Genomic DNA, 26,728 nt, shown 5'->3' with positions numbered 1-26,728 from the left:
TCACTCATGAGCGACTCCTTCGTCCACCTCCACGTCCATAGCGAGTACTCGATGCTCGACGGCGCGGCGCGCGTCAAACCCCTCATCGAGGCTGCGGCCGCGCAGGGTATGCCGGGCGTCGCGGTCACCGACCACGGCAACATGTTCGGCGCGTTCGACTTCTGGCGCACGGCCACCGACGCGGGGATCAAGCCCATCATCGGCACGGAGGCGTACCTCACCCCGGGCACGCACCGCACCGACAAGACCCGCATCCGGTGGGGCGACGGCGGCGGCGACGACGTGTCGGGCTCCGGCGCGTACACGCACATGACGATGCTCGCGGCCACCACCGAGGGCATGCACAACCTGTTCCGGCTGTCGTCGTACGCGTCGATGGAGGGCTACTACTTCAAGCCGCGCATGGACCGGGAGCTGCTCAGCCGGTACTCGAAGGGCATCATCGCCACCACCGGCTGCCCGTCCGGCGAGGTGCAGACCCGGCTGCGGCTCGGTCAGTACGAGGCGGCGCGCGACGCGGCCGCCGAGTTCCGCGACATCTTCGGCCGTGAGAACTTCTTCGCCGAGATCATGGACCACGGCCTCGGCATCGAGCGCCGCATCATGTCCGATCTGATCCGTCTGGCGAAAGACCTGGGCCTGCCGCTCGTCGCGACCAACGACCTCCACTACACGCACGCCGCCGACGCGAAGAGCCACGCGGCCCTGCTGTGCGTGCAGTCCGGCTCGACGCTCGACGACCCCAACCGCTTCAAGTTCGACGCCGACGAGTTCTACCTGAAGACGCCGGAGCAGATGCGCCAGCTCTTCCGCGACTACCCCGAGGCGTGCGACAACACGCTCGCGATCGCCGAGCGCTGCGACGTGCGCTTCGACACCGCGGCGAACTACATGCCGCGCTTCCCGGTGCCCGAGGGCGAGACCGAGCAGACCTGGTTCGTCAAGGAGGTCGAGAAGGGCCTGGAACAGCGCTACCCGAACGGCATCACGCCCGAGGTGCGCAAGCAGGCCGACTACGAGATCGGCGTGATCTCGCAGATGGGCTTCCCGGGCTACTTCCTCGTCGTCGCCGACTTCATCAACTGGTCGAAGCGCAACGGCATCCGCGTCGGCCCGGGCCGCGGCTCCGGCGCCGGCTCGATGGCCGCGTACGCGATGCGGATCACCGACCTCGACCCGCTTCAGCACGGGCTCATCTTCGAGCGCTTCCTCAACCCGGACCGCGTCTCCATGCCCGACTTCGACGTCGACTTCGACGACCGCCGCCGTGGCGAGGTCATCAAGTACGTGACCGAGAAGTACGGCTCGGAGCGCGTCGCCCAGATCGTCACCTACGGCACGATCAAGGCGAAGCAGGCCCTCAAAGACTCGGGCCGCGTCCTCGGCTTCCCGTTCTCGATGGGCGAGAAGCTCACCAAGGCGATGCCGCCGCCCGTGATGGGCAAGGACATCCCGTTGACGGGCATCTTCGACAAGGACCACCCGCGCTACAAGGAGGCCGTCGACATCCGGGCGGTCGTCGAGACCGACCCCGAGGCGAAGACCGTCTTCGACACCGCGCTCGGCCTCGAGAACCTGAAGCGCCAGTGGGGCGTGCACGCCGCGGGCGTCATCATGTCGTCCGACCCGCTGATCGACATCATCCCGATCATGAAGCGGGAGCAGGACGGCCAGATCGTCACCCAGTTCGACTATCCGGCCTGCGAGTCGCTCGGCCTCATCAAGATGGACTTCCTGGGGCTCCGCAACCTCACGATCATCAACGACGCCCTGGACAACATCCGCGACAACCGCGGAGAAGAGCTCGTGCTCGAAGACCTGGAGCTCGACGACCGACCCGCGTACGAGCTCCTGTCACGCGGCGACACGCTGGGCGTGTTCCAGCTCGACGGCGGGCCGATGCGGTCCCTCCTACGCCTGATGAAGCCGGACAACTTCGAGGACATCTCGGCGCTCATCGCGCTGTACCGCCCGGGCCCGATGGGCGCGAACTCCCACACCAACTACGCGCTGCGCAAGAACGGGCAGCAGGCGATCACGCCCATCCACCCGGAGCTCGCCGAACCGCTCGCCGACATCCTCTCCACCAGCTACGGCCTCATCATCTACCAGGAGCAGGTGATGGCGATCGCGCAGAAGGTCGCCGGCTTCTCGCTCGGTCAAGCAGACATCCTGCGCCGCGCGATGGGCAAGAAGAAGAAGTCGGAGCTGGACAAGCAGTTCGAGGGCTTCTCGCAGGGCATGCAGGCCAACGGCTACTCGATGGATGCGGTCAACAAGCTGTGGGAGATCCTGCTCCCGTTCTCCGACTACGCGTTCAACAAAGCGCACTCGGCCGCGTACGGCGTCATCTCGTACTGGACCGCGTACCTCAAGGCGCACTATCCCGCGGAGTACATGGCCGCGCTGCTCACCAGCGTGGGCGACTCCAAGGACAAGATGGCGCTCTACCTCAACGAGTGCCGCCGGATGGGCATCAAGGTACTGCCGCCGGACGTCAACGAGTCCAACCTCTACTTCGCCGCCGTCGGCGAGGACATCCGCTTCGGCATGGGCGCCGTCCGCAACGTCGGCGCGAACGTGGTCGAGGGCGTGCGGGAGGCGCGCGAGAGCAAGGGGCGCTTCGAGTCGTTCCACGACTTCCTGAACAAGGTCCCCATCCACGCGGCCAACAAGCGCACGGTGGAGTCGCTGATCAAGGCGGGCGCGTTCGACTCGCTCGGCCACACCCGGCGGGCGCTCGTCGAGGTGCACGAGGATGCGGTGGAGTCCGCGGTCAAGATCAAGCGCAACGAGGCCAACGGCGACGTCGGCTTCGACTTCGACAGCCTGTGGGGCGAAGACGAAGTGTCGCAGACGCAGCACCACATCCCGCAGCGCCCGGAGTGGGCCAAGCGCGACAAGCTGGCCTTCGAGCGCGAGATGCTCGGCCTCTACGTGTCCGACCATCCCCTCGCCGGGCTCGAGCTGCAGCTGGCGAAGCTGGCGAGCACGGGCATCGCCGAGCTGGTCGCGTCGGAGAACATCCAGGACGGCGAGACGGTCACCATCGCCGGCCTCGTGACGAGTGTGCAGCATCGCGTCGCCAAGGCCTCGGGCAACCAGTACGGGATGATCCAGGTCGAGGACTTCGGCGGCGAGCTCACGGTCATGTTCATGGGCAAGGCGTACCAGGAGTACTCGCACGCCCTGCAGGGCGACGCGATCGTCGTGGTGCGCGGCCGGGTGAGCCTGCGCGACGACGGCATGAACCTGCACGCCTTCTCGCTCATGACGCCCGACCTCGGCCAGGCGAACGACACCGGTCCGTTGACGATCACGATGCCCGACCAGCGCGCCACCACCGACACGGTGATGTCGCTGAGCGAGGTGCTGTCGCGGCACCCGGGTGAAAGCGAGGTGCGCCTGCGCCTGGTCAAGGGCCAGGTCGCGCGCGTGTTCGAGGTGCCGAAGCCGGTCACGGTGAGCGCCGACCTCTACGGAGAGCTGAAGGGACTGCTCGGGCCGAACTGCCTGGTCTGATCCGGCGTCGGCGTCGGATGGGTCAGCGACGGGTGGGTCAGCGTCGGATGGGTCAGCGCCGGGTGGTCAGCGACGGGTGGTCGTCAGACCGCCGTGCCGGGGCGCCAGTACGTGCGCTCGTGGTAGACGAGCGGCGCGTCGTCCTCACCGAGCTCGCCCTGCTCGATCTGCACGATGACGACGGCGCTGTTGTGCACCTGGACCCGCTCGAGGATGCGGCCGACCATCCACGCGGTGGTGTCCTTGATCACCGGCAGCCCGTGCGGTCCGCGGAACCAGTGGTCGCCGAGGAAGCGCTGCTGGTTGTCGCCGGAGAGGATCTGCGCCACCCCGCGGTTCCGCACGCCCAGGGTGTGGATGACGACGCGGTCCGTCTCGGCGATCGCGGGCCAGCTCGACGCCGACAGCGCCATGTTGAAGGTCGCCAGCGGGGGGACCGCCGCGAGCGACGCCAGCGAGGTCGCGGTGAAGCCGACCGGAGTGCCGTCCGGCGTCTGCGCGGTGACGATCGCCACCCCGGCCGCGTGGCGGCGGAACGTCTGCCGGAAGGCCGCGAGATCGGGGGTCGCGTCGGTGACCGTGCCGTCGGTGGGGTCGGGGGATGCGCTGTTCATACTGTGTGTTACAAGCTCCAGTCGGGCTGGAAGATTCCGTATCGGTAGGCTGGTGTGGCCATGATCCAGACCATCGACCTCCGCGGCGTCCAGCCTACCCGTGCCGCCTTCCAGCGCCTGGTGCCCCGTCCCGTCGTGGACGTGCAGGCGGCCGTCGCCGTCGCGTCCGACCTGATCGCCGACGTCCGGGAGCGCGGCGTGACCGCACTCCGTGACCAGGCCGAGCGGTTCGACGGCGGCGCCCCCACGTCGCTGCGCGTGCCGCAGGAGGAGATCGACGCAGCGGTCGCCGCCCTGCCGGGGACGGTGCGAGCGGCGCTGGAGGAGGCCATCGCGCGCGTCCGCGAGGCCACGGCCGCGCAGGTCCCGCCGCCCGCCGAGACGGTCATCCGCCCGGGCGCGACCATCGTGCAGCGCTGGGAGCCGGTCGAGCGGGCCGGCCTGTACGTGCCGGGCGGCAAGGCCGTCTACCCGTCGAGCGTCGTCATGAACGCCGTGCCCGCGCAGGTCGCGGGTGTGCGATCCGTCGCCCTGGTGAGCCCGCCGCAGCGCGAGTTCGGGGGAGCGGTCCACCCGGTCATCCTGGGCGCCGCGGGTCTGCTCGGCATCGACGAGGTGTACGCCATGGGCGGCGCGGGCGCGATCGGCGCCCTGGCCTTCGGCGTCGAGGAGCTGGCTCTCGACCCGGTGCAGGTCATCACCGGTCCCGGCAACATCTACGTCGCCGCCGCCAAGCGCGTCGTCCGGGGACAGGCGGGCATCGACTCCGAAGCGGGGACCACCGAGATCCTGGTCATCGCGGACGACACGGCCGACGCCGGATACGTCGCGGCAGACCTGGTGAGCCAGGCCGAGCACGACGAGGCCGCCGCCTCCCTGCTGGTCACCGACAGCCCGGCCTTCGCGGACCGCGTCGTCGCCGAACTCGACCGGCTCGCCGGCGCCACCAAGCACGCCGAGCGCGTGCGGACCGCCCTCGGCGGCCCCCAGTCGGCCGTCGTGCTGGTCGACGACCTCGCCGCCGCCGCCGCGTTCAGCAACGCCTACGGTCCCGAGCACCTCGAGCTGCAGACGGCGGACCCGGATGCGCTGCTCGCCGACATCCACAACGCCGGCGCGATCTTCCTCGGGCCGACCTCGCCGGTCAGTCTGGGGGACTACCTCGCCGGTTCGAACCACGTGCTGCCGACCGGCGGGCAGGCCCGCTTCTCGCCGGGACTCGGCGCCTACTCGTTCCTGCGGCCGCAACAGGTCGTCCGCTACGACCGCGAAGCGCTCAGCGAGGTGGCCGACCGGATCGTCGCCCTCTCCACGGCCGAGGACCTCCCCGCCCACGGGGAAGCGGTCACCCAGCGGTTCCTCACCCGCTGAGCGATAGAATCCCTCCATGTTCTGCCCCTTCTGCCGCCACCCCGATTCGCGCGTGATCGACTCGCGGACGAGCGACGACGGGCTCTCGATCCGTCGCCGCCGGCAGTGCCCGGAGTGCGGACGCCGCTTCTCCACCACCGAGACGGCCAGCCTCAGCGTGATCAAGCGCAGCGGGGTCGCGGAGCCGTTCAGCCGCGAGAAGATCGTGCTGGGTGTGCGCAAGGCGTGCCAGGGCCGCCCGGTCACCGACTCCGACCTCGCCGTGCTGGCGCAGAAGGTCGAGGAGACCATCCGCTCGACGGGCGCGTCGCAGATCGAGGCGAACGACATCGGGCTCGCCATCCTGCCCGAGCTCCGCGAGCTCGACGAGGTGGCGTACCTCCGCTTCGCGAGCGTCTACCAGGGCTTCGACTCCCTCGACGACTTCGAGGAGGCCATCCGCTCGCTGCGGCTGGCGCACCAGCCGGAACCGGTGGACGCGCCGTAACCGGTCGGCCTGTATTCTCAGACCGGCATGTATCGCGCACTCTTCGACCTCGTCCTGTCCCGGCTCGACCCCGAGCGGGCCCATCACCTCGCCTTCGTGGTGATCCGCGCCCTCCCGGCGCTGGGTCTCGGCGGGCTCGCTCGCCGGTTCACCGCGCCCGACCCGTCGCTCGCCGTGGAGGCGCTCGGCCTGCGGTTCGACTCGCCGTTCGGCGTCGCCGCGGGCTTCGACAAGGACGGTGAGGGGGTTCTCGGCCTCGGCGCCCTCGGCTTCGGCCACGTCGAGGTGGGCACCATCACCGCCCGGCCGCAGCCGGGCAACGACAAGCCGCGGCTGTTCCGCCTGATCCCGGACCGCGCGGTCATCAACCGGATGGGCTTCAACAACCACGGCGCCGGCGCGGCCGCGAACCGGCTGCTGCACGTCCGCCGCGCCCGGCAACGTCCCGTGCTCGGCGTCAACATCGGCAAGTCGCGCGTGGTCGCCGTCGAGGACGCCACGGCCGACTACCTGACCAGCGCCCGCGCCCTCGCGCCGGTCGCCGACTACCTCGTCGTCAACGTCAGCTCCCCGAACACCCCCGGGCTGCGCGGGCTGCAAGAGCTCGACCTCCTCGCGCCGCTGCTCCGGGCGGTCGCCGAGGTCGCGGGGGAGACCCCGCTGCTGGTCAAGATCGCCCCCGACCTCACCGACGAGCAGGTGGAGCGGATCGCGCGGCTGACGGTCGAGCTCGGGCTCGCCGGCATCATCGCGACGAACACGACGATCTCCCGCGAGGGACTCCTGACCGACCCCGCCGTCGTGGAGGCCGCGGGCGCCGGGGGACTCAGCGGCGCCCCGCTGGCGGCGCGCTCGCTCGAGGTGCTGCGCCTCATCCGCGCCGTGGTGCCGCCGGAGCTGTGCGTCATCTCCGTGGGCGGCGTCGAGACCGCCGAGCATGTGCAGGAGCGGCTGGATGCCGGAGCGACCCTGGTGCAGGGCTACACCGCGTTCCTGTACCGCGGACCGCTGTGGGCCCGCGAGATCAACCGCGGCCTGCTACGCCTCCGGCGTCCCCTGGTGGAAGCGTAGGCGCCAGCGGCCCGAGGAGCGCACCCAGAGGGAGCTGCGCAGGGTCGCGCCGCGCGCATCCGTCGTCCGGGCGGTGAGCAGCAGCGCATCCTGAGCCACGCGGTCCACACCGAGCACCTCGATGCCCGCGGCCGGCGCGTCGTCGACCGCCAGCTCGGAGATGATCGCGTCACGCGCCCAGAGCCGGCCGGAGCGTCCGATCTCCTCGAAGGAGGGGTGCAGCAGTTCGGCCAGCCGCGAGGCGTCTGAGCGGACGGACGGCTCGACGAGTTCGCGCTCCAGGCGGGCGACGATCTCCTCGTCGGTCTCCTCCGCCGTGAGGGTGTCGAAGAGGTCGAGTTCGAGGGCCTCGTCGGCCAGTGCCGCGGGTGCGGTCGCCACGGGCGCCGAGGATGCGGTGAACGACGGCTCGCCGCTCGGGACGCCGGTCGCCTGCTCGACGCTGGTCGCCTGCTTCGCGCCCGGGTCGGGCCAGCCCGGGCCGATCGGGATCGGGTCGCCCTTCTGGTAGGCCACCGCCACGGCGCGCGCACGGTCGTCGGCCGCCTCGTTGAGTTCGTGGCCGGCGTGGCCCTTCACCCATTCGAAGCGGTACGTGCGCCCCTGCAGGCCGCGATCGAGCCGCTCGAGCAGCTCGCGGTTGAGGACGGGAGCGCCGTCGGCCTTGCGCCAGCCCTTCCGCTTCCAGCCCGGCATCCACTTGGTCACCGCGTTGATGACGTACTGGCTGTCGCAGAAGATGTGCAGGTCCTCGCCGAGGTGCGCCGTCGCCTCCAGGAGGTCGATGACGGCCATCAGCTCGCCCTGATTGTTCGTGCCGTGCGGCCATCCACCCGCCGACCAGTGGTCGTCGTCCACGTACCAGGCCCAGCCGGCCGGGCCCGGGTTGCCCAGGGCGGAGCCGTCCGCCGCCGCGACGATCGTCACGTCAGCTCGGGAACTGGCCGCGCTTGACCTGCGGCTTCGGCAGGCGCATCACCCGCAGCTGCAGGGCGCGCATCGCGCCGTACCAGCGCAGGCCGCGCTCGACCTTCGTCGCGCCGAACTTCTCGCCGACGCGGCGCCGGATCAGGAAGCCGAGCACCACGCAGTCGATCACCGCGACCGCGAAGAACCCCCAGAGGGCGAACAGCCCGTAGACCTGCATGGCCGGCCACGGGAGGAAGGTCAGCACGATGACGATCAGCATCACGGGGATGAGGAACTCGCCGATCGAGAACCGGGCGTCGACGTAGTCGCGCACGTAGCGACGCTGCGGGCCGCGGTCGCGGGCGGTCAGATAGCGGTCGTCGCCGGCGGCCATCCCGAGCCGTGCCTTCTCGCGCGCCTCCGCCTGCTTCTGGCGGGCGACGCGGGCGGCCTCCTTGCGGTCCGTGGGCACGAGCGGGCGCTTGCGCGCGGCCTCCTGCTCACGGCGCGAGGGCGTCGGAGCGCCCTTGCCCTGCTTCAGACGGGCGGCCGTCTCTTCGGGGGTCTCGGCGACGGGCGTCTCCGCCTCGGCCGGGTTCTGTCGCTTTGCCAACTTCGAGCCTTCGCTTGTGGGGTCCGCTTAAGATTACCCGCATGACAGACAGCCAGCAGACCCCAGTTCCGCCCACCGACGCGCCGACCGAGGGCCCTGCGGCGACCGTGACCTCCGCGGCCGACGAGCAGGCGGTCCGCGCTGCGGTCGAAGCGGGCATCCCCTCGGCCGTCGCCGACCTCTCCCAGCTCGTCCGTATCCCCTCGGTGTCGTGGTCCGCCTTCGACCCGGAGAACGTCCGCCGCAGCGCCGACGCCGTCGCCGCGCTGCTGACGGAGACCGGGGTCTTCGACCGCGTCGAGGTCAAGCAGGCGCCGATCGGGGACAGCGGCACGCTCGGCCAGCCCGCCGTGCTCGCCACCCGCGCCGCCCGGAACGGCCGGCCCACCGTCCTCCTCTACGCGCACCACGACGTGCAGCCCGAGGGCGACGAGGCGAACTGGGACACTCCGCCGTTCGAGCCGACCGTGCGCGGCGACCGCCTCTACGGCCGCGGCGCCGCCGACGACAAGGCCGGCGTGATGACGCACGTCGCCTCCGTCCGGGCGCTGAAGGAGACCTTCGGCGACGACCTCGAGGTCGGGCTCGCCGTCTTCATCGAGGGGGAGGAGGAGTTCGGCTCCCGCTCGTTCTCCTCGTTCCTCGCGGAGAACCAGGACGCCCTGCGCGCCGACGCGATCGTGGTCGCCGACTCGGACAACGTCGACGTCGACACCCCGGCGCTCACCGTGTCCCTCCGCGGAAACGTCACGTTCCGCCTGACGGTGTCGACGCTCGAGCACGCGTCGCACTCCGGCATGTACGGCGGGGCGGCGCCGGATGCGATGCTCGCGATGGTCAAGCTGCTCGCCACCCTGCACGACGAGAAGGGGGCGGTCGCCGTCGAGGGCATGACCTCGTACACGGACGCCGCCGAGCCGCCCGCGTTCAGCGAGGAGCAGCTGGCCGAGGACGCCGCGTTCCTCGACGGCGTCACCAGCATCGGCACGGGGCCGGTGCTCTCGCGGATGTGGTCGCAGCCGACCATCACCGTCACCGGGATCGACGCACCGAGCGTGGCGAACGCTTCCAACACCCTCCTGCCGAGCGTCGCCGTGCGGATCAGCTCGCGCGTCGCGCCCGGCCAGCCCGCCCGTGAGGCGTACGAGGCGCTCGAGCGCCACCTGCGGGCGCACGCGCCGTTCGGCGCCCACATCGCGATCGACGACGTCGACCTGGGCGACCCGTTCCTCGTCGACACGGCCGGATGGGCGGCGACCGAGGCCAAGCGGGCGATGACCGACGCGTGGGGCGCGGAGGCGGTCGAGACCGGGATCGGCGGCTCCATCCCGTTCATCGCGGACCTGGTGAGCGACTTCCCCGAGGCGCAGATCCTCGTCACGGGTGTGGAGGACCCGGACACGCGGGCGCACAGCCCGAACGAGTCGCTGCACCTCGGCGTGTTCAAGCGGGCGATCCTCACCGAGGCGCTGCTGCTGGCCCGGTTGAACGGCCGCAGCGGATCCTGAGCGGATTTCCGGCTGGGCGACGTACAATCGACGCAGATTTCTTTCCGGAGTCCGAACCATCCTTTGTGAGGAGCCCCATGACCGACACAACGCTGACCGCGACCAAGGCCCACGGAGTCGGCCTGACCGACACCGCGGCATCCAAGGTCAAGAGCCTGCTCGAGCAGGAGGGCCGCGACGACCTGCGTCTGCGTGTCGCCGTCCAGCCCGGTGGATGCTCGGGTCTGATCTACCAGCTGTACTTCGACGAGCGCATGCTCGACGGGGACGCGACCGTCGACTTCGACGGGGTGGAGGTCATCGTCGACAAGATGAGCGTTCCGTACCTCGACGGGGCCACGATCGACTTCGAGGACACGATCCAGAAGCAGGGTTTCACCATCGACAACCCCAACGCGACCGGCTCCTGCGCCTGCGGCGACTCGTTCCACTGAGCCTCCGCGGAGGGCCCTTCGAGGCCGTCATATAACACAGGAATCCACATCGGGCCGCCCCTCTCGGGGCGGCCCTTTTGTTCGGATCAGGGTGTCAGTCGGAGTAGGGTAGACACAGCCACATACAGTTGCATGTGAACTGTCCCAGTAGTCACTCGAAAGGTCACCGGTGCGTCACAATCGCCGTCTCCGATGGGCTGCCATCCCGATCGCCGCGACGCTCGTCGTGGCGCTCGCGGGCTGCACTCAGGCCCAGCTGCACGGATTCCTCCCGGGCTTCGTCGCGGGCGAGCCGCCCGTCACGAACCACACCGAGCGCATCAGCGGCCTGTGGGTGACGAGCTGGATCGTCCTCCTGATCGTCGGCATCGTCGTCTGGGGGCTCATCCTCTGGGCGGTCATCGTCTACCGCCGCCGCAAGGGCCAGACCGGCCTCCCGGTGCAGTTGCGCTACAACATGCCGATCGAGATCTTCTACACGATCGTGCCGCTCATCCTGGTGCTCGGCTTCTTCGCCTTCACCGCCCGTGACCAGGCGGCGATCGAGAAGCCCTACGCGGACCCGGACCTCAAGATCCAGGTCTATGCCAAGCAGTGGGCGTGGGACTTCAACTACGTGACCGACAACGTCTACGACCCGGGCATCCAGGTGCAGCCGGACGACAACAGCGCGACCCCCGGCTCCGTCCAGGAGGGCGAGGTCCCGACCCTGTACCTGCCCGAGAACAAGAAGATCACGATCCAGCTCGACTCGCGCGACGTGATCCACTCCTTCTGGGTCCCCGCGATGCTCTACAAGAAGGACGTCATCCCGGGCAAGACCAACTACATGTACTTCGAGACGACCGGCCGCACCGGCACCTTCGTGGGCAAGTGCGCCGAGCTCTGCGGCGAGTACCACTCCGCGATGCTCTTCAACGTGAAGATCGTGTCCCAGGCGCAGTACGATGCGCACATCCAGAGCCTGAAGGACCAGGGCTACACCGGTCAGCTGGGCTCCGAGTACGACCGCAACCAGAACCTGCCGGGAAGGGGAGCCCCGTCGGGCCCCCAGGGCGGCAACGAGTAGGACGCACTGATGACGACGACAGCACCGGCACCGGGAGCCACCACCGCCCCGCGGCCCGCGCCTACGTTCCTCACCGCGAACGGTGTGGAGCGCAAGGGCAACATCCTCGTGAACTACATCACGTCGACGGACCACAAGACGATCGGGTACATGTACCTGATCTCGTCGTTCGTGTACTTCCTCATCGGCGGCGTGATGGCGCTCATCATCCGCGCCCAGCTGTTCGAGCCGGGCCTGCAGGTCGTGCAGACCAAGGAGCAGTACAACCAGCTCTTCACCATGCACGGCACGATCATGCTCCTCATGTTCGCGACGCCGCTGTTCGCGGGCTTCGCCAACGTGCTCATGCCGCTGCAGATCGGCGCCCCCGACGTCGCCTTCCCGCGACTCAACGCGCTGGCCTACTGGTTCTACTCGTTCGGCTCGCTGATCGCGGTCGCCGGCTTCCTCACCCCGCAGGGTGCCGCCTCGTTCGGATGGTTCGCCTACGCGCCGCTGTCGAGCACGACGTTCTCACCAGGGCTCGGCGGAAACCTCTGGGTACTGGGCCTCGGCCTCTCGGGCTTCGGCACCATCCTCGGTGCGGTGAACTTCATCACCACGATCATCACGATGCGCGCGCCGGGCATGACCATGTTCCGGATGCCGATCTTCACCTGGAACACCCTCGTCACGTCGATCCTCGTGCTGATGGCCTTCCCGGTGCTGGCCGCGGCCCTCTTCGCCCTCGCCGCCGACCGCGTCTTCGACGCTCACATCTACGACGCCGCCAACGGCGGTGCCCTGCTGTGGCAGCACCTGTTCTGGTTCTTCGGCCACCCCGAGGTCTACATCATCGCGCTGCCGTTCTTCGGCATCGTGTCCGAGATCTTCCCGGTGTTCAGCCGCAAGCCGATCTTCGGATACAAGACGCTGATCTACGCGACGATCTCGATCGCCGCCCTGTCGGTCACCGTGTGGGCGCACCACATGTACGTCACCGGCTCGGTGCTGCTGCCGTGGTTCTCGCTGATGACGATGCTCATCGCGGTCCCGACCGGCGTGAAGATCTTCAACTGGGTCGGCACGATGTGGCGCGGCTCGCTGACGTTCGAGTCGCCGATGCTGTGGTCGATCGGCTTCCTGATCACCTTCACGTTCGGTGGTCTGACCGGTGTCATCCTGGCGTCCCCGCCGCTCGACTTCCACGTGTCGGACACCTACTTCGTGGTCGCGCACTTCCACTACGTCGTCTTCGGAACGGTCGTCTTCGCGATGTTCGCCGGCTTCTACTTCTGGTGGCCGAAGTGGACGGGCAAGATGCTCAACGACCGGCTGGGCAAGTGGCACTTCTGGCTGCTGTTCATCGGCTTCCACACGACGTTCCTCATCCAGCACTGGCTGGGCGTGGTCGGCATGCCGCGACGCTACGCGACCTACCTGCCGTCCGACGGTTTCACCTGGATGAACCAGGTCTCGTCGATCGGCGCGGGCATCCTCGCGATCTCGATGATCCCGTTCTTCGTGAACGTGTACCTGACGGCGCGCAACGCCCCGAAGGTCACCGTGAACGACCCGTGGGGCTACGGCCGCTCGCTCGAGTGGGCGACCAGCTGCCCGCCGCCGCGGCACAACTTCACGTCGATCCCGCGCATCCGTTCGGAGTCGCCGGCGTTCGACCTGAACCACCCCGAGGCGGGCATCCCGATCGGTGTCGGTCCCGCGAAGGACGCCCCCGACGCCCCCGTGCACGACGTCGCGAATGACGAGGTGAAGTAACAATGCGCGCCAATGCCATCCTGTTCTGGATCCTCTCGGCATTCTTCGTCCTGTCCGCGGTGGTCTACACGCTGTGGAACCTGCTCGACGAGTTCCACCGCAACGTGGAGTGGGTCGGAACCGTCGGCATGCTCCTCGCCGCCGTCCTGTCCGCCTTCATCGCGTTCTACGTCGGCCGTTCGCACGCCTCCCAGGGCGGCGAGCTGCCGGAGGACCGCCTCGACGCGAACATCGACGACGGTGACCCGGAGCTCGGTCACTTCAGCCCGTGGAGCTGGTGGCCGATCGCCCTCGCCTTCGGCGCCGGCCTGGTCATCCTCGGCCTCGCCGTCGGCTTCTGGATCTGCTACATCGGCGTCGCCTTCAGCCTCATCTGCATCGTCGGCTGGGTCTACGAGTACTACCGCGGCTACTTCGCCCGGTAACCCGCACCTCCACCGACCCGCGCACACGAGGGCCGCCTCCCCCGGGAGGCGGCCCTCGCTGCGTCTGCGGGCGGCCGCTGGCAGCGGGCGCTCCGGCATGCCGGAGCCGCACGGCACGACGGTGACTGCTGCTGTTCGTCACGTGTGCGCGTGCGCGCGCGGGGGCAGACGTTCCGAAACGCAGCAGTCACGGCACGTCACGCCGCGCGCAGGTAACGAAGGGTCGCGACACGCCGTTATGGCGCGGCGATGATGGCGTGTTGCGACCCCTCGTTCGGGCGCGACAGGCGGCGGCGTCGTCAGCGGCGCGTGAGGCGCAGGACGTCGACGGACACGCGGGTTGCGTCCACCTCGGTGGATGCGGCAGCCGCGCTGGCGGCGTGGCGGGCGGACGGGCCCATGCCCACGAGAGACCGGAGGAGGGCGTCCGTGAGCGCGAGGTCGTACGCGACCGATTCGCGCCCCAGGAGGGCGTACAGGGGCTCTGCGGCACGGATCACGTCGTCCGCCTTGTCGCCGGGGATGTCGAGCATGGTTCCCGCGGCGCGGAGCGAGCCGAGGTGGTCGGCGCGCGGCACGACGACGACCAGGACGCCGTCCGGGGCGAGCACGCGGTGGAACTCGGGCAGGTTGCGCGGGGCGAAGACGTCCAGCACGGTGTCCGCGACCGCCGAGCGCACGGGGAGCGGGCTCCACGTGTCAGCCACCAGGCCGTCCGTCCGGTCGGAGGCGCGCACGGCGCGGGCGACGGCCTGGGGGGAGAGGTCCATGGCGAGGCCCGAGCGTGACGGGTCGGCGCTGAGCGCCGCGCGCTGGTAGTAGCCGGTGCCCGCGCCGGCGTCCAGGATGCGCGTGCCCGTCGTCGCTGCGGCGACGGCGTCGGCGATGGGGGAGTAGGCGCCGCCCTCCAGCACCGCGTCGCGCGCGTCGAGCATCTCGGCCGTGTCGCCGAGGTGCTTCGAACCGGGCCCGAGGAGCGACACGAAGCCCCGCTTGTTCACGTCGTGCCGGTGACCGTTCGCGCACCCGAGCGTGAGCCGGTCGACGGGCACCAGGTCGGCCGCGCACACGGGGCAGCGGAGCCAGGCGGCGAGCCGCGGCAGGTCCAGGGCCATGGAGGGTTCTCCGGGAGTTACGCGAGCGTGAAGAGCTCAGCGGGCGGAAGAGCGAGAGAAACGACGAACGCCGGCGCGATGGTTCGCGCCGGCGTTCGTCGGAGGGATGGCCGTCAGTGGCTGTCGTGGCTCGACTCGAGCTCGCCGCGGGTCGGCGGCACGAGACGGTCCTCGAAGAACCAGCGGGACAGTCCTGCGCGCACCCGGTTCGCGGCGGTGATCTTGCCGCGGCGGTTCGGGCGGAGCATCAGCGGCTCGTAGGTCTCGAAGGAGACGAGACGCCAGCGCTCGTAGTCGCTCAGCTGCTCGTGCACCTCGATGAACTCGCCGCCGGGCAGCTTCACGATGCGGCCGCTCTCGTACCCGTGGAGGGCGATCGAGCGGTCCTTCTTCTGCAGGGCCAGGCAGACGCGCTTCGTCACCACGTAGGCGATCAGCGGGCCGAGGAACAGCAGCGCCTGGAGGGTGTGGATCACGCCCTCCATCGTCAGCTTGAAGTGCGTCGCGATGAGGTCCGAGCTCGCCGCCGCCCAGAAGACGGCGTAGAACGTGACACCCGCCGCGCCGACCGCGGTGCGGGCGGCCGCGTTGCGCGGGCGGTCCAGGATGTGGTGCTCGCGCTTGTCGCCGGTGATCCAGGCCTCGAGGAACGGGTAGAACATGACCGTCACGATGAACAGACCGAGGATCGCCACCGGGATGATGATGTTGAACGACCAGGTGCGGTCGAGCCACACGAACTCCCAGCCCGGCGGGACGAGACGCAGCGCGCCGTCCGCGAAGCCGATGTACCAGTCTGGCTGGGTACCCGCCGACACCGGGGACGGGTCGTACGGGCCGTAGGTCCAGATCGGGTTGATGGTGAACAGCGATGCGAGCAGCACCACGACACCGAACACGATGAAGAAGAACCCGCCGGCCTTGGCGGCGTACACCGGGAGGACCGGGTAGCCGACGACGTTGCCCTGCGTGCGACCGGGAGCCGCGTACTGCGTGTGCTTGTGGATGACCACGAACATCAGGTGCAGCGCGATGAACGCGACCACGAGCGCGGGCAGCAGCAGGATGTGCAGCGTGTACAGACGGCCCACGATCGCCGTTCCCGGGAACTCGCCGCCGAAGAGGAGGAACGAGATCCAGGTGCCGACCACCGGGAGGCCCTTGATCAGACCGTCGATGATGCGGAGGCCGTTGCCCGAGAGCAGGTCGTCCGGGAGCGAGTAGCCGGTGAAGCCCTCGGCCATCGCGAGGATGAACAGCACGAAGCCGATGACCCAGTTGAGCTCACGCGGCTTGCGGAACGCTCCCGTGAAGAAGATGCGGAGCATGTGCAGGCCGATGGCCGCCACGAACAGCAGCGCCGCCCAGTGGTGGATCTGACGAACGAGCAGGCCGCCGCGCACCTCGAACGAGATGTTCAGCGTGGACTGCATGGCGGAGGACATCTCGATGCCCTTCAGCGGCACGTACGAGCCGTTGTAGGTCACCTCCGCCATGGAGGCCTGGAAGAAGAACGTCAGGAAGGTGCCCGACAGCAGGATCACGATGAAGCTGTAGAGCGCGACCTCGCCGAGGAGGAAGGACCAGTGGTCGGGGAAGATCTTGCGACCGAACTCCTTGACGGCGCCTGAGATGCTGGTGCGGTCTTCGAGGTAGTTCGCGGCTGCTGCCGTGAACCCGCCCTTCTTGACCGTCGTCGTTGCCGCGGGTGCGGCGGTCGTGGTGCTCAATGGCGCTCCCAGAAGCTCGGGCCGACGGGCTCGTGGAAGTCACTACGGGCGACCAGGTAGCCATCGGCGTCGACGGTGATCGGCAGCTGCGGCAGCGGCCGCTTCGCCGGTCCGAAGATGACCTGCGCTTCGTGCGTGATGTCGAACTGCGACTGGTGGCACGGGCAGAGCAGGTGGTGGGTCTGCTGCTCGTAGAGCGCCACCGGGCACCCGACGTGCGTGCAGATCTTGGAGTAGGCGACGATGCCGTCGTAGTTCCAGTTCTCACGGCCCTTGGAGACGTGCAGGTCCTCGGGCTTGAGGCGCATCAGGAGCACGGCGGCCTTGGCCTTCTGCTCCAGCATGTCCGGGGCCTCGTTCAGACCCTCGGGGATGACGTGGAAGGCGCTGCCGAGCGTGACGTCGGAGGCCTTGATCGGGGTGCCGGTTGGGTCGCGCGTGAGGCGCACGCCCTTGGCCCACATGGTCTGGGAGAGCTCCTCGACCGGGTCGATGTTCTCGGGCGCGAGGCCGCGGAACAGGACGACGGCGGGGAGGGGGAACGCGATCAGCGCACCGATGAGGCTGTTGCGCACCAGGGTGCGGCGGCTGAAGCCGGACTCCTCGTCGGCCTGGCGGAAGATCTCCGCCGCGCGCTCGGTGGTCGCCTCGCTGCCCCGGACGGGGTGACGGAGGTCGACGCCCTCCTTCTCGTGCATGAGCGCCTTGCCCCAGTGGACGGCGCCGATTCCGATGGCGAGGAGGGCGAGTGCGCCGCCGATGCCGATGAACAGGTTGTTCAGGCGCACCGAGCCCGGGTCGCCGTCGACGATCGGGAAGGCCATGTACGCGGCGACCGCCCAGATCGAACCCGCGATCGACAGGTAGAAGAGCGTGTAGACGGTGCGCTCGGCGCGCCGCTCCTTGCGCGGGTCGAGGTCGGTGACGCGCGGTCGGTGCGGCGGGAATCCCGGGTTCTCGACCGCGTCGCGGATGATCACCGCGGTGCCGGGGTCGCCGGTCCGGCGCTCCTCAGACGAACGCGCGGGCGTCAGCTCGTGACCGCCGTTGTCGTCCTGTGCCATTGCTCTCCTTCTTACGCTGTGTCGTGCCTGATGCGGTGCCGGCTAGTTGCTCTTGGCCGTGATCCACACGGTGAGGGCGACGATCGCGCCCAGACCGAAGATCCAGAGGAACAGGCCCTCGGCGACGGGGCCGAGGTTGCCCAGCTCGAAGCCGCCCGGGGAGGGGTTGTTCTGGATGTACTTCAGGTACGTGATGATGTCGGCCTTGCCCTGCGGCGTGATGTTGAGGTCGTTGAACACGGGCATGTTCTGCGGACCGGTCACCATGGCCTCGTAGATGTGCTCGGCGCTGACGCCGGTGAGCGGCGGGGCGTACTTGCCCTCCGTGAGCGCACCGCCGGCGCCGGCGACGTTGTGGCACATCGCGCAGTTGATGCGGAACAGCTCGGCGCCGTGGGCGGCGTCGCCCTTGCCGTCGAGGTACTTCTGCTCCGGGATGGACGGCCCCGGCGCGAGCGAGGCGACGTAGTCGGCCAGCGCCTTGACCTGGTCGTCGGTGAACTGGACCGGCTTCTCCTGCGCCTGCGGGCCCTGCATCTGCATGGGCATGCGGCCGGTGCCGACCTGGAAGTCGACGGCCGCGGCGCCGACGCCGATGAGGCTCGGCGCGACGGAGGTGCCCTGGGCGTCGAGCCCGTGGCAGGTGGCGCAGTTGGCCTGGAACAGCTTCTTGCCCTCGTCCACCGAGCTCTGGCTCGCGGCGGCGACCTGCGGCTCGTCGGCGGATGCCGTGGTGGTGGTGAACGCGGCGTAGGCGCCGCCGGTCAGGCCCAGGCCGATGGCGAGGAGCGCGACGGTGGCCAGCGGGTGACGACGGCCGGCCTTGCGCGCGGGCTTCGCCTTCCGGGCCGGCTTGGCGGTGCTGGGGGTGTGCGGACGCATGGGGTGAAGAACGCTCCTGTTTCCTATCGGATGATGTAGATGACCGCGAACAGCCCGATCCACACGACGTCGACGAAGTGCCAGTAGTAGGAGACCACGATGGCGCTGGTCGCCTCCTTGTGGCCGAAGATCTTGACCGCGAACGCGCGGCCGATCACGAGCAGGAAGGCGATGAGGCCGCCCGTGACGTGGAGGGCGTGGAAGCCCGTCGTCAGGTAGAACGCCGAACCGTAGGCGTTCGAGCTGAGCGAGATGCCCTCGGAGACCAGGGTGGCGTACTCGAGCACCTGGCCGGAGACGAAGACGGCGCCCATGAGGTAGGTGAGGGTGAACCACTCGACCATTCCCCAGCGCCAGAACTGCAGCAGGCCGCCCGTTCGGCGCGGCTGCATGCGCTCGGCGGCGAACACGCCGAACTGGCAGGTGACCGAGCTCAGCACCAGGATCAGCGTGTTGGTCGCCGCGTACGGGATGTTGAGGTGCTGCGTCTCAGCGGCCCACAGATCCGGCGACGTCGACTTGAGGGTGAAGTAGATCGCGAACAGGCCCGCGAAGAACATCACCTCCGAGCCGAGCCAGACGATCGTGCCGACGGCCACGACATTGGGCCGGTTGATCGCCGGCGCACTCGCTGAGGGAGAAAGGGAGGTGCTCGTCACGTAACCCATTATGGCTGAAAAGAACCCATGGTTTTCCCACCCAGGGGGCTTGAATCGACCGGATTTCCGGTTAGGACAGCCTCAGTGGGCGCCCGGCGGCCGGTATCGCCGTGGCGTGTCGCCCGCCGATAGGATCGCAGCATGGTCCACACGCAGTCCTGGTCGTCCGTGCTGACGTCTCTCCTGGCCGGGGAGCACCTGAGCGTGGCGGACGCGGCGTGGGCCATGGACCAGGTCATGACCGGCGAGGCGACGGACGCCCAGCTGGCCGCGTTCCTCATCGCCCTGCGGGCCAAGGGGGAGACCGTCGACGAGATCGTCGGCTTCCGCGACGCCATCCTGGATCACGCCGTCCCGCTGGATGTCGACCCGATGGCCCTCGACATCGTGGGCACCGGCGGCGACCGGTTCGGCACCGTGAACGTCTCGACCACCGCGTCCATCGTCGCCGCGGCCGCCGGCGTCCCCGTGATCAAGCACGGCAACCGCGCCGCGAGCTCCTCGTCCGGGTCGTCGGATGTGCTGGCCGCGCTCGGCATCGACCTCACGCTGTCCGCCGATCGGGTGGCGGAGGTGCTGTGCGTCGCCGGGATCACCTTCGCCTTCGCGAGCGCCTTCCACCCCGGATTCGCCCACGCCGGCCCGGTGCGGGCGCAGCTCGGCGTCCCCACCGTCTTCAACTACCTCGGCCCGCTGTGCAACCCGGCGCGGCCCGAGGCGTCCGCGGTCGGCGTCGCGACGCTCGACCGCATCCCGCTCATCGTCGGGGTGTTCCAGACCCGCGGGGCGACCGCGCTGGTCTTCCGCGGCGACGACGGGCTCGACGAGCTGTCGACCACCGGTCACAGCCACGTCTGGGAGGTCTCCCGGGGCCTCGTCACCGAGCACGACATCGATCCGCGCGACCTGGGCATCCCCCGGGCGCGGATCGACGACCTGCTCGGGAAGGACGCCGCGTACAACGCGGCGGTCGTGCGTGCCGTGCTCGCGGGTGAAGAAGGCCCCGTGCGCGACATCGTCCTGCTCAACGCGGCGGCCGGGCTCGTTTCCTACGAGCTCGCGTCCGACCCGTCGAGGGTCCAGGTGTCCATCCTGGATCGATTCCGTTCGCAAATGGCGGTCGCGGCTCAGGCGATCGACTCCGGGGCTGCGGCCGCGAAGCTCGACGAGTGGGTGGCGGCGACGCACTGACAGCAGTGGAAGGAAGGGTTTCGATGAAGAAGCTCATCAACGACGTACCCGACGTCGTGACCGAGTCCCTCGCGGGGTTCGGCCGGGCTCACGCCGACATCGTGAAGGTGTCGCAGGATCCGAAGTTCGTCTCCCGGGCCGACGGCCCCGTACAGGGCAAGGTCGGTCTGGTCAGCGGAGGCGGCAGCGGTCACGAGCCCCTCCACGCCGGCTTCGTCGGCAAGGGGATGCTGGATGCCGCCGTGCCGGGCGAGGTCTTCACCTCGCCGACGCCGATGCCGATCGTCGAGGCCACCAAGGCCGCGGACGGCGGAGCGGGCGTGCTCCACATCGTGAAGAACTACACCGGCGACGTCCTGAACTTCGAGACGGCGGCCGACCTGGTCGGCGCCGAGGGCATCACCGTGCGGTCCGTCGTCACGAACGACGACGTCGCCGTGCAGGACTCCCTCTACACCGCGGGCCGCCGCGGCGTCGCGGGCACGGTGCTCGTCGAGAAGATCGCGGGGGCCTCGGCCGACCGCGGCGACGACCTCGACGCCGTGACCGCCATGGCGGAGCGCGTGAACGCGAACGTCCGCTCGATCGGCCTCGCGCTGACCGACGGCACGGTCCCGCACGCCGGCGAGCCGGGCTTCGTGCTCCCCGAGGACGAGATCGAGTTCGGCGTGGGCATCCACGGCGAGCCGGGCCGCGAGCGGATCAAGCTGGAGCCCGCCGACCGCCTGGTCGACCGGATGATGGACGCGATCCTCGCCGACCTGTCCTTCGACGGCTCCCCGGTGCTGCTGTTCGTGAACGGGATGGGCGGCACCCCGCTGTCCGAGCTCTACATCCTGTTCCGGCGCGCCGCCGAGGTGCTCGACGAGCGCGGCATCACTCTCAGCCGGTCGCTCGTGGGCAACTACGTGACCTCGCTGGAGATGCAGGGCGCATCCATCTCGCTGCTGAAGCTGGACGACGAGCTGACCGAGCTGTGGGACGCGCCGGTCCACACGGCCGCTCTGCGCTGGGGCCTGTAACCGCCCGCGAGGGACCGGCGAAGCTGCACACGACAACGACAAGGAGGCGTCGATGACGCTGGACACGAACTGGGTGAAGGCGTGGATCTCCGCTGCGGCGGACTCCATCGGCGAGCACAAGCAGGAGCTGAACACGCTCGATCGCGAGATCGGCGACGGCGACCACGGCGAGAACATGGACCGTGGACTGCGCGCGTCGGTGGCGGCGCTGGAGAAGCTGCCGGACGACGCGACGCCGAACGCGGCGCTGCGCTCGGTGGCCATGACCCTGATCTCGACGGTCGGCGGCGCGTCCGGCCCGCTGTACGGCACCGCGTTCCTGAAGGCGGCGGAGCCGCTGGGCGACGCGGCGACGGTCGACGGGGCGGCCCTCGTGGCCGCCCTGGCGGCGGCGCGGGACGGGATCGTGTCCCGCGGCAAGGCCGAGCCCGGCGACAAGACGATGATCGACGCCTGGACGCCCGCAGTGGATGCGGCGCGCGCGGCTCAGGAGTCCGGGGCGTCCGCTCCGGACATCCTGACCGAGGCGGCCGACGCGGCGGAGGAGGGCGCGGTCGCCACCGAGCCGCTCGTCGCCCGCAAGGGCCGTGCCAGCTACCTGGGCGAGCGCTCGGCCGGGCACCGGGATCCGGGCGCCCAGTCGACCGCTCTGCTGCTGCGCGCGGCAGCCGGGGCGGCGGAATGAGCGAGCGGGTCGGCATCGTCTTCGTCTCGCACAGCGAGCAGATCGCGGCGGGGATGGTGCAGCTGGCCGGTCAGATGGCCGGCTCGGTGCGCCTCGTCGCCGCGGGAGGGACGGACGACGGCGGGATCGGCACCAGCTTCACGAAGGTGATGTCCGGGGTGTCGGAGGCCGACGGCGGTGCAGGGGTCGTGGTCGTCAGCGACCTGGGCTCCGCGCTCCTGACGGCCGAGACCGTGCTGGACATGCTCGACGACGACCAGCGCGCCCGGGTGCGGGTGGTCGACGTGCCGTTCGTGGAGGGCGGCGTCGCCGCGGCGGTCGCCGCGGAGTCGGGCGCCGACCTCGACGCGGTCGCGGCCGCGGCCCGGGGCGCCGTGGACGCCTGGGCCGGGGATGCGACCGGCGGCGCTGCCGGCGAGGTCGCGCCCGCGGCGGAGGAGGGTAGCGCCGCCTCCGGGCCGTACGAGCGCGAGGTCGTCGTCCGTAATCCCGAGGGGCTGCACGCCCGCCCGGCCGCGGAGTTCGTGAAGCTCGCGAACACGTTCCCGGTGAAGGTGACGGTCAACGGCAAGGACGCGAAGAGCCTCCTCGGCATCATGTCCCTCGGCCTGACCGCCGGGTCCACCGCGCGCATCGCGACGGAGGACGCCGACGGCCGCGCCGCGGTGGACGCGCTCGCCGACCTGGTCGACACCGGCTTCGGCGAGGTCTGACCCGGGGCCCGGCGCCGGGAAGGTAGAAACGGCTCAGACGAGCGGGAGAGCCATCTCCCGCTCGTTCGCCGTGCGGTCGAGCGGGTACGGCTGCGTCCGCCCGGTGAACACGAAGCCGCGGCGCAGGTAGGAGCGGATGGCCGGCCCGTTGTCCTCGTGCACCTCCAGCAGCAGCCGCTCGCCGCGTCCCCGCGCCCAGTCGATGACGGCGTCGAGGAGGGCGTCCGTGATGCCGTGCTCGCGGCCGCGCCACTCCGGGCTCACGTACACACCGACCAGGTACGGGTCGTGCGACGCGGCCGACTGGTAGCCGCCCATGCTGCCGAGCCAGCGTCCGTCCTCGGCGACCGCCGCGAAGAGGCGCGAGGTGGCCGAGGTGTTGGACGCGCGGCGCCTCCAGTGCTCGTCGGGATGCGTCCTGGCGTGCTCCAGCGTCTCCAGGAACGCGATCGGCGTGTCCTCGAGCATCTCGAAGCGCAGGGCGCGGTACGCCTGCCAGTCGTCCTCGGTGCTCGCGCGGACGACCCAGCCCGTCATCGTCAGTCCCGGTCGGCGAGGAGAGTCTCGGCCTCGGCGAGCAGGATGGCCGTGCACAGGCCGCCGAGGGCGGCGGTCAGCTCGTCGAGCGACGGGAAGGTCGGGGCGATGCGGATGTTGGCGTCGCGCGGGTCCTCGCCGTAGGGGAAGGTGGAGCCCGCGGGCGTCACCGCGATCCCGGCCTCCTTCGCCAGCTGCACCGCCCGCTTGGCGGAGCCGTCGGCGACGTCGAGGCTGACGAAGTAGCCGCCCTTCGGCGCGTTCCAGCTGCCGGCGCCCCAGGGGGACAGCCGCTCGCGGAAGACCTCGTCCACGGCGGCGAACTTCGGCTCCAGGATGGCGCGGTGCTTCTCCATGTGCGCCGTCAGGCCGTCCGCGTCCTTCAGGAACAGGGCGTGGCGAAGCTGGTTCAGCTTGTCCGGTCCGATGCTCTGCGCGGCCGAGTTGTGCTGGAACCAGGCGATGTTCGCCGGGGACGCGCCGAAGAAGGCGACGCCGGATCCGGGGAAGGTGACCTTGGAGGTGGAGGCGAAGATGAGCGGACGGTCGGGGTTTCCCGCCTCGGCGGCGAGCGTGAGCACGTCGATCGGCTCCGGACGGTCGTCGGTGAGGTGGTGGACCGCGTACGCGTTGTCCCAGAACAGGCGGAAGTCGGGGGCCGCGTCGAGCGACACCAGCGCGCGGACGACCTTCTCGCTGTAGACGGCGCCGGTCGGGTTCGAGTACACCGGCACGCACCACATCCCCTTGATGCTGTCGTCGGCGGCGAGCAGCGAGGCGACCGCCTCGATGTCGGGGCCGTCGTCGTTCATCGGGACGGGGATCATCCGGATGCCGAAGCGCTCCAGGATGGTGAAGTGGCGGTCGTACCCGGGCACGGGCGCGAGGAAGCTGATCGACTGGTTGGCCCACGGCAGGTCGCCGCCGGGGACGCCGTGGATCAGCGCCTGTGCGATCGTGTCGTGCATCACGGTCAGGCTGGCGTTGCCGAGCGCGAGCAGCTGCGCGACGGGGACGCGCAGCGCGCCCGAGAAGATCTCGCGCAGCTCCGTGAGCCCGTTCGGGCCGCCGTAGTTGCGGAGGTCGGTGCCCGCCGCATCCCGGTAGGCGCCGTCGGGCAGGTGCAGCAGGTCGTTCGACAGGTCGAGCTGGTCGGCGGACGGCTTCCCGCGCGTGATGTCGAGCGAGAGGCCCGCGGCCTTCAGCTCGTCGTAGGCGCGCGCGAAGGAGGAGTGCGCCTCGCGGAGCGCTGCGGTGTCGAGGTCGGCCAGGGGAGAGGGCGAGAGAGCTGCGGTGGTCACGTGATCGATCGTACCGGCGGTGCGTGCCCGTCTGCTCGGCCGACGTGTGCGAGCATCCGGTGTGTGACCGACGAACTGCACAGCGGCCGTGGACGCACGGCGGCGAAGATGACGACCGCTTTCGCCGCCGGGGTGGTCGTCGGCGTCACCGTCGGCCTGGTCAACGGGTGGCACTACGCGATCATCGCGGGGTGGGCGGCCGCGTGCCTCGTCTACATCAGCTGGGTGTGGATCGCGGTGTGGCGCCTGGACTCCGCGGCGACGAAGAGCCACGCCACGCTCGAGGACCCGGGACGCCGGACGGCGGATTTCGTGCTGCTGCTCGCGGCGGCGGCCAGCATCCTCGCGGTGGTGTACATCCTGGTCGACGCCAAGCACCTGAGCGGCGGCAAGCAGCTCGGGGTCGCGCTGCTCGCGGTCGTGAGCGTCGCGCTGTCGTGGACGCTCGTCCACACCCTGTACGCGCTGCGCTACGCCCGCATGTACTACCGGAAGGGCGGCGGGATCGACTTCAACCAGAAGGAGCCGCCGCGCTACAGCGACTTCGCGTACCTGGCGTTCACGCTCGGGATGACGTTCCAGGTGTCGGACACGGACATCAGCAGTTCGTACATCCGCCGCGCTATCCTGCGGCACACCCTGCTGTCGTACGTCTTCGGAACGGTGATCGTGGCGGCGACCGTGAATCTGGTGGCCGGGCTCGGCTGAGGCCTACCGCGTGTAGGTGAGGAAGCGGTACCGGGTGCCGTTCGCGGCGGTCGCCCATTCGCCCGCGTGCACCGTCCATCCCTCGCCGGGCTCGGGGGCGCGGGTGTCGCCCGGCACCTCGAGGTCGATCTCCGTGACCTCCAGCCGATCCGCGAGCGGAAGGGTCTGCCGGTAGAGCTCGGCGCCGCCGATCACCCAGACGGTGGAGGCGTCACCGGCCGCGGCGAGGCCCTGCTCGACCGCGTGCGCGACCTGCGCGCCGTCCGCGTTCCAGTCCGGCTGCCGGGTGACGACGACGTTCGCGCGCCCGGGCAGTGGGCGGAAGCGCTCGGGAAGCGACTCCCAGGTGCGCCGGCCCATCACGACCGGGTCGGTGCCGGTCAGATCGCGAAAGCGCTTCAGATCCTCCGGGAGGTGCCACGGCATCCCGCCGTCGGCGCCGATCACGCGGTCGCGGGCCTGCGCCCAGATCAGCGCGAGCGTCATACGGCGACCGCTGCGCGGATGGCCGGGTGGTGCTGGTAGTCCTCGACCACGAAGTCCTCGAAGCGGTAGTCGAAGATGCTGTCCGGCTTCCGGGCGAACCGCAGCCGCGGTGCGGGATACGGGTCGCGCGTGAGCTGCTCCTCCACCTGCTCGAGGTGGTTGTCGTAGATGTGGACGTCGCCGCCCGTCCAGACGAACTCCCCGGGCTCCAGGCCGACCTGCTGGGCGACCATCATCGTCAGGAGCGCGTAGCTCGCGATGTTGAAGGGGACGCCGAGGAACATATCGGCGCTGCGCTGGTACAGCTGGCAGGAGAGGCGGCCGTCGGCGACGTAGAACTGGAAGAAGGCGTGGCACGGGGCGAGCGCCATGTCAGGGATGTCCGCGACGTTCCAAGCGGAGACGATGATGCGGCGCGAGTCGGGGTCCGTGCGCAGGGTGTCGATCACCTGCTGGATCTGGTCGATGTGGCGTCCGTCCGGCGCGGGCCACGACCGCCACTGCACGCCGTACACCGGGCCGAGCTCGCCGCGCTCGTCGGCCCACTCGTCCCAGATCGTCACGCCGTTCTCGCGCAGCCACCCGACGTTGCTGTCGCCGCGCAGGAACCAGAGCAGCTCGTACGCGATCGACTTGAAGTGGACGCGCTTGGTCGTGATGAGCGGGAAGCCCTCGGCCAGGTCGAACCGCAGCTGGCGGCCGAACACGCTGCGCGTGCCGGTGCCGGTGCGGTCCGATTTATGCGCGCCGTTCGCCAGCACGTCGCGGAGCAGGTCTTCGTACGGGGTGGGGATCGCGCTCACGCTCCGATGCTACTTGCCGGGGCTCTCGAACGGGGCGCGCCGCGTCGTAGT

General features: G+C 69.9%; 26 protein-coding genes. 14 read left to right on the top strand and 12 right to left on the bottom strand.

The window, feature by feature from the left end:
* The first annotated feature begins 6 nt into the window (after positions 1–6).
* Positions 7–3,522 carry a DNA polymerase III subunit alpha gene (gene dnaE, locus J2W45_RS06080; protein WP_310129838.1) on the top strand — a complete coding sequence of 1,172 codons (3,516 nt, stop codon included), beginning with the start codon at positions 7–9 and terminating at the stop codon, positions 3,520–3,522.
* Between the two features lie 83 nt (positions 3,523–3,605).
* Here the strand turns inward: dnaE and J2W45_RS06075 are convergent, their stop codons facing one another.
* Positions 3,606–4,136, bottom strand: coding sequence for a flavin reductase family protein (locus tag J2W45_RS06075; protein ID WP_310129834.1), 531 nt, complete (start codon positions 4,134–4,136; stop codon positions 3,606–3,608).
* Positions 4,137–4,196: 60 nt separating this feature from the next.
* Between J2W45_RS06075 and hisD the strand changes: the two genes are divergently transcribed.
* The 3 genes from hisD to J2W45_RS06060 are packed head-to-tail and all read left to right on the top strand — an operon-like array spanning position 4,197 to position 7,065.
* Positions 4,197–5,507 carry a histidinol dehydrogenase gene (gene hisD / locus J2W45_RS06070; protein WP_310129833.1) on the top strand — a complete coding sequence of 437 codons (1,311 nt, stop codon included), beginning with the start codon at positions 4,197–4,199 and terminating at the stop codon, positions 5,505–5,507.
* A gap of 16 nt (positions 5,508–5,523) precedes the next feature.
* Positions 5,524–5,994 carry a transcriptional regulator NrdR gene (gene nrdR / locus J2W45_RS06065; protein ID WP_310129832.1) on the top strand — a complete coding sequence of 157 codons (471 nt, stop codon included), beginning with the start codon at positions 5,524–5,526 and terminating at the stop codon, positions 5,992–5,994.
* Positions 5,995–6,021: 27 nt separating this feature from the next.
* Positions 6,022–7,065, top strand: coding sequence for a quinone-dependent dihydroorotate dehydrogenase (locus J2W45_RS06060; protein ID WP_310129829.1), 1,044 nt, complete (start codon positions 6,022–6,024; stop codon positions 7,063–7,065).
* On the opposite strand, the gene J2W45_RS06055 is transcribed toward J2W45_RS06060, so the two are convergent.
* Both J2W45_RS06055 and J2W45_RS06050 read right to left on the bottom strand, forming a co-directional pair.
* Positions 7,033–7,992: a ribonuclease HI family protein gene (locus J2W45_RS06055; protein ID WP_310129828.1), complete on the bottom strand. Its 960-nt coding sequence runs from the start codon at positions 7,990–7,992 to the stop codon at positions 7,033–7,035. The genes J2W45_RS06060 and J2W45_RS06055 overlap by 33 nt on opposite strands.
* Before the next feature lies 1 nt (position 7,993).
* Entirely contained in the window at positions 7,994–8,587 is a 594-nt protein-coding gene (locus J2W45_RS06050) for a DUF3043 domain-containing protein (protein WP_310129826.1), read from the bottom strand.
* A gap of 41 nt (positions 8,588–8,628) precedes the next feature.
* Between J2W45_RS06050 and J2W45_RS06045 the strand changes: the two genes are divergently transcribed.
* From J2W45_RS06045 to J2W45_RS06025, 5 genes are all read left to right on the top strand, one after another.
* Positions 8,629–10,095, top strand: coding sequence for a dipeptidase (locus J2W45_RS06045; RefSeq protein ID WP_310129824.1), 1,467 nt, complete (start codon positions 8,629–8,631; stop codon positions 10,093–10,095).
* Between the two features lie 77 nt (positions 10,096–10,172).
* The gene (erpA, locus tag J2W45_RS06040; protein ID WP_064109297.1) at positions 10,173–10,529 is read left to right on the top strand and encodes an iron-sulfur cluster insertion protein ErpA; all 357 of its coding nucleotides are present in this window, start codon (positions 10,173–10,175) and stop codon (positions 10,527–10,529) included.
* A gap of 169 nt (positions 10,530–10,698) precedes the next feature.
* The gene (gene ctaC, locus J2W45_RS06035; RefSeq protein ID WP_310129821.1) at positions 10,699–11,598 is read left to right on the top strand and encodes an aa3-type cytochrome oxidase subunit II; all 900 of its coding nucleotides are present in this window, start codon (positions 10,699–10,701) and stop codon (positions 11,596–11,598) included.
* Positions 11,599–11,607: 9 nt separating this feature from the next.
* On the top strand, positions 11,608–13,356 hold the full coding sequence (gene ctaD / locus J2W45_RS06030; protein WP_310129820.1) for an aa3-type cytochrome oxidase subunit I: 1,749 nt from the start codon (positions 11,608–11,610) through the stop codon (positions 13,354–13,356).
* Positions 13,357–13,358: 2 nt separating this feature from the next.
* Complete coding sequence (locus J2W45_RS06025; protein ID WP_310129818.1) at positions 13,359–13,781, top strand: cytochrome c oxidase subunit 4; 423 nt, start codon at positions 13,359–13,361, stop codon at positions 13,779–13,781.
* 299 nt (positions 13,782–14,080) lie between these two features.
* On the opposite strand, the gene J2W45_RS06020 is transcribed toward J2W45_RS06025, so the two are convergent.
* From J2W45_RS06020 to ctaE, 5 genes are all read right to left on the bottom strand, one after another.
* Positions 14,081–14,896 (bottom strand): putative RNA methyltransferase, encoded by an 816-nt coding sequence (locus tag J2W45_RS06020; protein WP_310129817.1) that lies wholly within the window; start codon positions 14,894–14,896, stop codon positions 14,081–14,083.
* A gap of 113 nt (positions 14,897–15,009) precedes the next feature.
* Positions 15,010–16,626, bottom strand: a complete 1,617-nt coding sequence (gene qcrB, locus J2W45_RS06015) for a cytochrome bc1 complex cytochrome b subunit (protein WP_310129816.1) — start codon at positions 16,624–16,626, stop codon at positions 15,010–15,012.
* Positions 16,623–17,690 carry a cytochrome bc1 complex Rieske iron-sulfur subunit gene (qcrA, locus tag J2W45_RS06010; RefSeq protein ID WP_310129814.1) on the bottom strand — a complete coding sequence of 356 codons (1,068 nt, stop codon included), beginning with the start codon at positions 17,688–17,690 and terminating at the stop codon, positions 16,623–16,625. The genes qcrB and qcrA overlap by 4 nt, the downstream gene beginning before the upstream one ends.
* Positions 17,691–17,732: 42 nt before the next feature.
* Complete coding sequence (qcrC, locus tag J2W45_RS06005) at positions 17,733–18,572, bottom strand: cytochrome bc1 complex diheme cytochrome c subunit (RefSeq protein ID WP_310129812.1); 840 nt, start codon at positions 18,570–18,572, stop codon at positions 17,733–17,735.
* Between the two features lie 23 nt (positions 18,573–18,595).
* Positions 18,596–19,240 (bottom strand): aa3-type cytochrome oxidase subunit III, encoded by a 645-nt coding sequence (gene ctaE / locus J2W45_RS06000; RefSeq protein WP_310129810.1) that lies wholly within the window; start codon positions 19,238–19,240, stop codon positions 18,596–18,598.
* A gap of 132 nt (positions 19,241–19,372) precedes the next feature.
* On the opposite strand from ctaE, the gene trpD reads away from it, so the two are divergent.
* The 4 genes from trpD to dhaM are packed head-to-tail and all read left to right on the top strand — an operon-like array spanning position 19,373 to position 22,842.
* Positions 19,373–20,422, top strand: a complete 1,050-nt coding sequence (gene trpD, locus J2W45_RS05995) for an anthranilate phosphoribosyltransferase (protein ID WP_310129808.1) — start codon at positions 19,373–19,375, stop codon at positions 20,420–20,422.
* A gap of 23 nt (positions 20,423–20,445) precedes the next feature.
* Positions 20,446–21,444 (top strand): dihydroxyacetone kinase subunit DhaK, encoded by a 999-nt coding sequence (dhaK, locus tag J2W45_RS05990; RefSeq protein ID WP_310129807.1) that lies wholly within the window; start codon positions 20,446–20,448, stop codon positions 21,442–21,444.
* 52 nt (positions 21,445–21,496) lie between these two features.
* On the top strand, positions 21,497–22,129 hold the full coding sequence (gene dhaL, locus J2W45_RS05985; protein WP_310129805.1) for a dihydroxyacetone kinase subunit DhaL: 633 nt from the start codon (positions 21,497–21,499) through the stop codon (positions 22,127–22,129).
* Positions 22,126–22,842 (top strand): dihydroxyacetone kinase phosphoryl donor subunit DhaM, encoded by a 717-nt coding sequence (dhaM, locus tag J2W45_RS05980; protein WP_310129803.1) that lies wholly within the window; start codon positions 22,126–22,128, stop codon positions 22,840–22,842. The genes dhaL and dhaM overlap by 4 nt, the downstream gene beginning before the upstream one ends.
* Before the next feature lie 33 nt (positions 22,843–22,875).
* Here the strand turns inward: dhaM and J2W45_RS05975 are convergent, their stop codons facing one another.
* Together J2W45_RS05975 and J2W45_RS05970 are read right to left on the bottom strand one after the other, a co-directional pair.
* Entirely contained in the window at positions 22,876–23,379 is a 504-nt protein-coding gene (locus tag J2W45_RS05975; protein WP_310129801.1) for a GNAT family N-acetyltransferase, read from the bottom strand.
* Between the two features lie 2 nt (positions 23,380–23,381).
* Positions 23,382–24,680, bottom strand: a complete 1,299-nt coding sequence (locus tag J2W45_RS05970) for an aspartate aminotransferase type Ic (RefSeq protein WP_310129799.1) — start codon at positions 24,678–24,680, stop codon at positions 23,382–23,384.
* Between the two features lie 63 nt (positions 24,681–24,743).
* Here J2W45_RS05970 and J2W45_RS05965 point away from each other — a divergent pair, with 63 nt between their 5' ends.
* Complete coding sequence (locus J2W45_RS05965; protein ID WP_310129797.1) at positions 24,744–25,388, top strand: DUF1345 domain-containing protein; 645 nt, start codon at positions 24,744–24,746, stop codon at positions 25,386–25,388.
* A gap of 3 nt (positions 25,389–25,391) precedes the next feature.
* On the opposite strand, the gene J2W45_RS05960 is transcribed toward J2W45_RS05965, so the two are convergent.
* On the bottom strand, positions 25,392–25,874 hold the full coding sequence (locus tag J2W45_RS05960; RefSeq protein WP_310129795.1) for a dihydrofolate reductase: 483 nt from the start codon (positions 25,872–25,874) through the stop codon (positions 25,392–25,394).
* Positions 25,871–26,677, bottom strand: coding sequence for a thymidylate synthase (locus J2W45_RS05955; protein WP_310129793.1), 807 nt, complete (start codon positions 26,675–26,677; stop codon positions 25,871–25,873). The genes J2W45_RS05960 and J2W45_RS05955 overlap by 4 nt, the downstream gene beginning before the upstream one ends.
* Positions 26,678–26,728: the final 51 nt, after the last annotated feature.

The organism is Leifsonia shinshuensis, from assembly GCF_031456835.1.
Taxonomy (GTDB): domain Bacteria; phylum Actinomycetota; class Actinomycetes; order Actinomycetales; family Microbacteriaceae; genus Leifsonia; species Leifsonia shinshuensis_C.
The sequence above is the reverse complement of the archived record's forward strand: the minus strand, read 5'-3'. Positions and strand labels throughout refer to the sequence as shown.

Excerpts from the sequence above, each read along its gene's own strand:
- erpA (WP_064109297.1), top strand. The coding sequence starts at position 10,173 with ATGACCGACACAACGCTGACCGCGACCAAGGCCCACGGAGTCGGCCTG.
- J2W45_RS05975 (WP_310129801.1), bottom strand. The coding sequence starts at position 23,379 with ATGACGGGCTGGGTCGTCCGCGCGAGCACCGAGGACGACTGGCAGGCG.
- J2W45_RS06020 (WP_310129817.1), bottom strand. The coding sequence starts at position 14,896 with ATGGCCCTGGACCTGCCGCGGCTCGCCGCCTGGCTCCGCTGCCCCGTG.
- dhaL (WP_310129805.1), top strand. The coding sequence starts at position 21,497 with ATGACGCTGGACACGAACTGGGTGAAGGCGTGGATCTCCGCTGCGGCG.
- J2W45_RS06025 (WP_310129818.1), top strand. The coding sequence starts at position 13,359 with ATGCGCGCCAATGCCATCCTGTTCTGGATCCTCTCGGCATTCTTCGTC.
- J2W45_RS06075 (WP_310129834.1), bottom strand. The coding sequence starts at position 4,136 with ATGAACAGCGCATCCCCCGACCCCACCGACGGCACGGTCACCGACGCG.
- dhaM (WP_310129803.1), top strand. The coding sequence starts at position 22,126 with ATGAGCGAGCGGGTCGGCATCGTCTTCGTCTCGCACAGCGAGCAGATC.
- J2W45_RS05960 (WP_310129795.1), bottom strand. The coding sequence starts at position 25,874 with ATGACGCTCGCGCTGATCTGGGCGCAGGCCCGCGACCGCGTGATCGGC.
- J2W45_RS06060 (WP_310129829.1), top strand. The coding sequence starts at position 6,022 with ATGTATCGCGCACTCTTCGACCTCGTCCTGTCCCGGCTCGACCCCGAG.
- dhaK (WP_310129807.1), top strand. The coding sequence starts at position 20,446 with ATGAAGAAGCTCATCAACGACGTACCCGACGTCGTGACCGAGTCCCTC.
- hisD (WP_310129833.1), top strand. The coding sequence starts at position 4,197 with ATGATCCAGACCATCGACCTCCGCGGCGTCCAGCCTACCCGTGCCGCC.
- ctaD (WP_310129820.1), top strand. The coding sequence starts at position 11,608 with ATGACGACGACAGCACCGGCACCGGGAGCCACCACCGCCCCGCGGCCC.
- qcrC (WP_310129812.1), bottom strand. The coding sequence starts at position 18,572 with ATGCGTCCGCACACCCCCAGCACCGCCAAGCCGGCCCGGAAGGCGAAG.
- ctaE (WP_310129810.1), bottom strand. The coding sequence starts at position 19,240 with ATGGGTTACGTGACGAGCACCTCCCTTTCTCCCTCAGCGAGTGCGCCG.
- qcrA (WP_310129814.1), bottom strand. The coding sequence starts at position 17,690 with ATGGCACAGGACGACAACGGCGGTCACGAGCTGACGCCCGCGCGTTCG.
- dnaE (WP_310129838.1), top strand. The coding sequence starts at position 7 with ATGAGCGACTCCTTCGTCCACCTCCACGTCCATAGCGAGTACTCGATG.
- J2W45_RS06045 (WP_310129824.1), top strand. The coding sequence starts at position 8,629 with ATGACAGACAGCCAGCAGACCCCAGTTCCGCCCACCGACGCGCCGACC.
- trpD (WP_310129808.1), top strand. The coding sequence starts at position 19,373 with ATGGTCCACACGCAGTCCTGGTCGTCCGTGCTGACGTCTCTCCTGGCC.
- nrdR (WP_310129832.1), top strand. The coding sequence starts at position 5,524 with ATGTTCTGCCCCTTCTGCCGCCACCCCGATTCGCGCGTGATCGACTCG.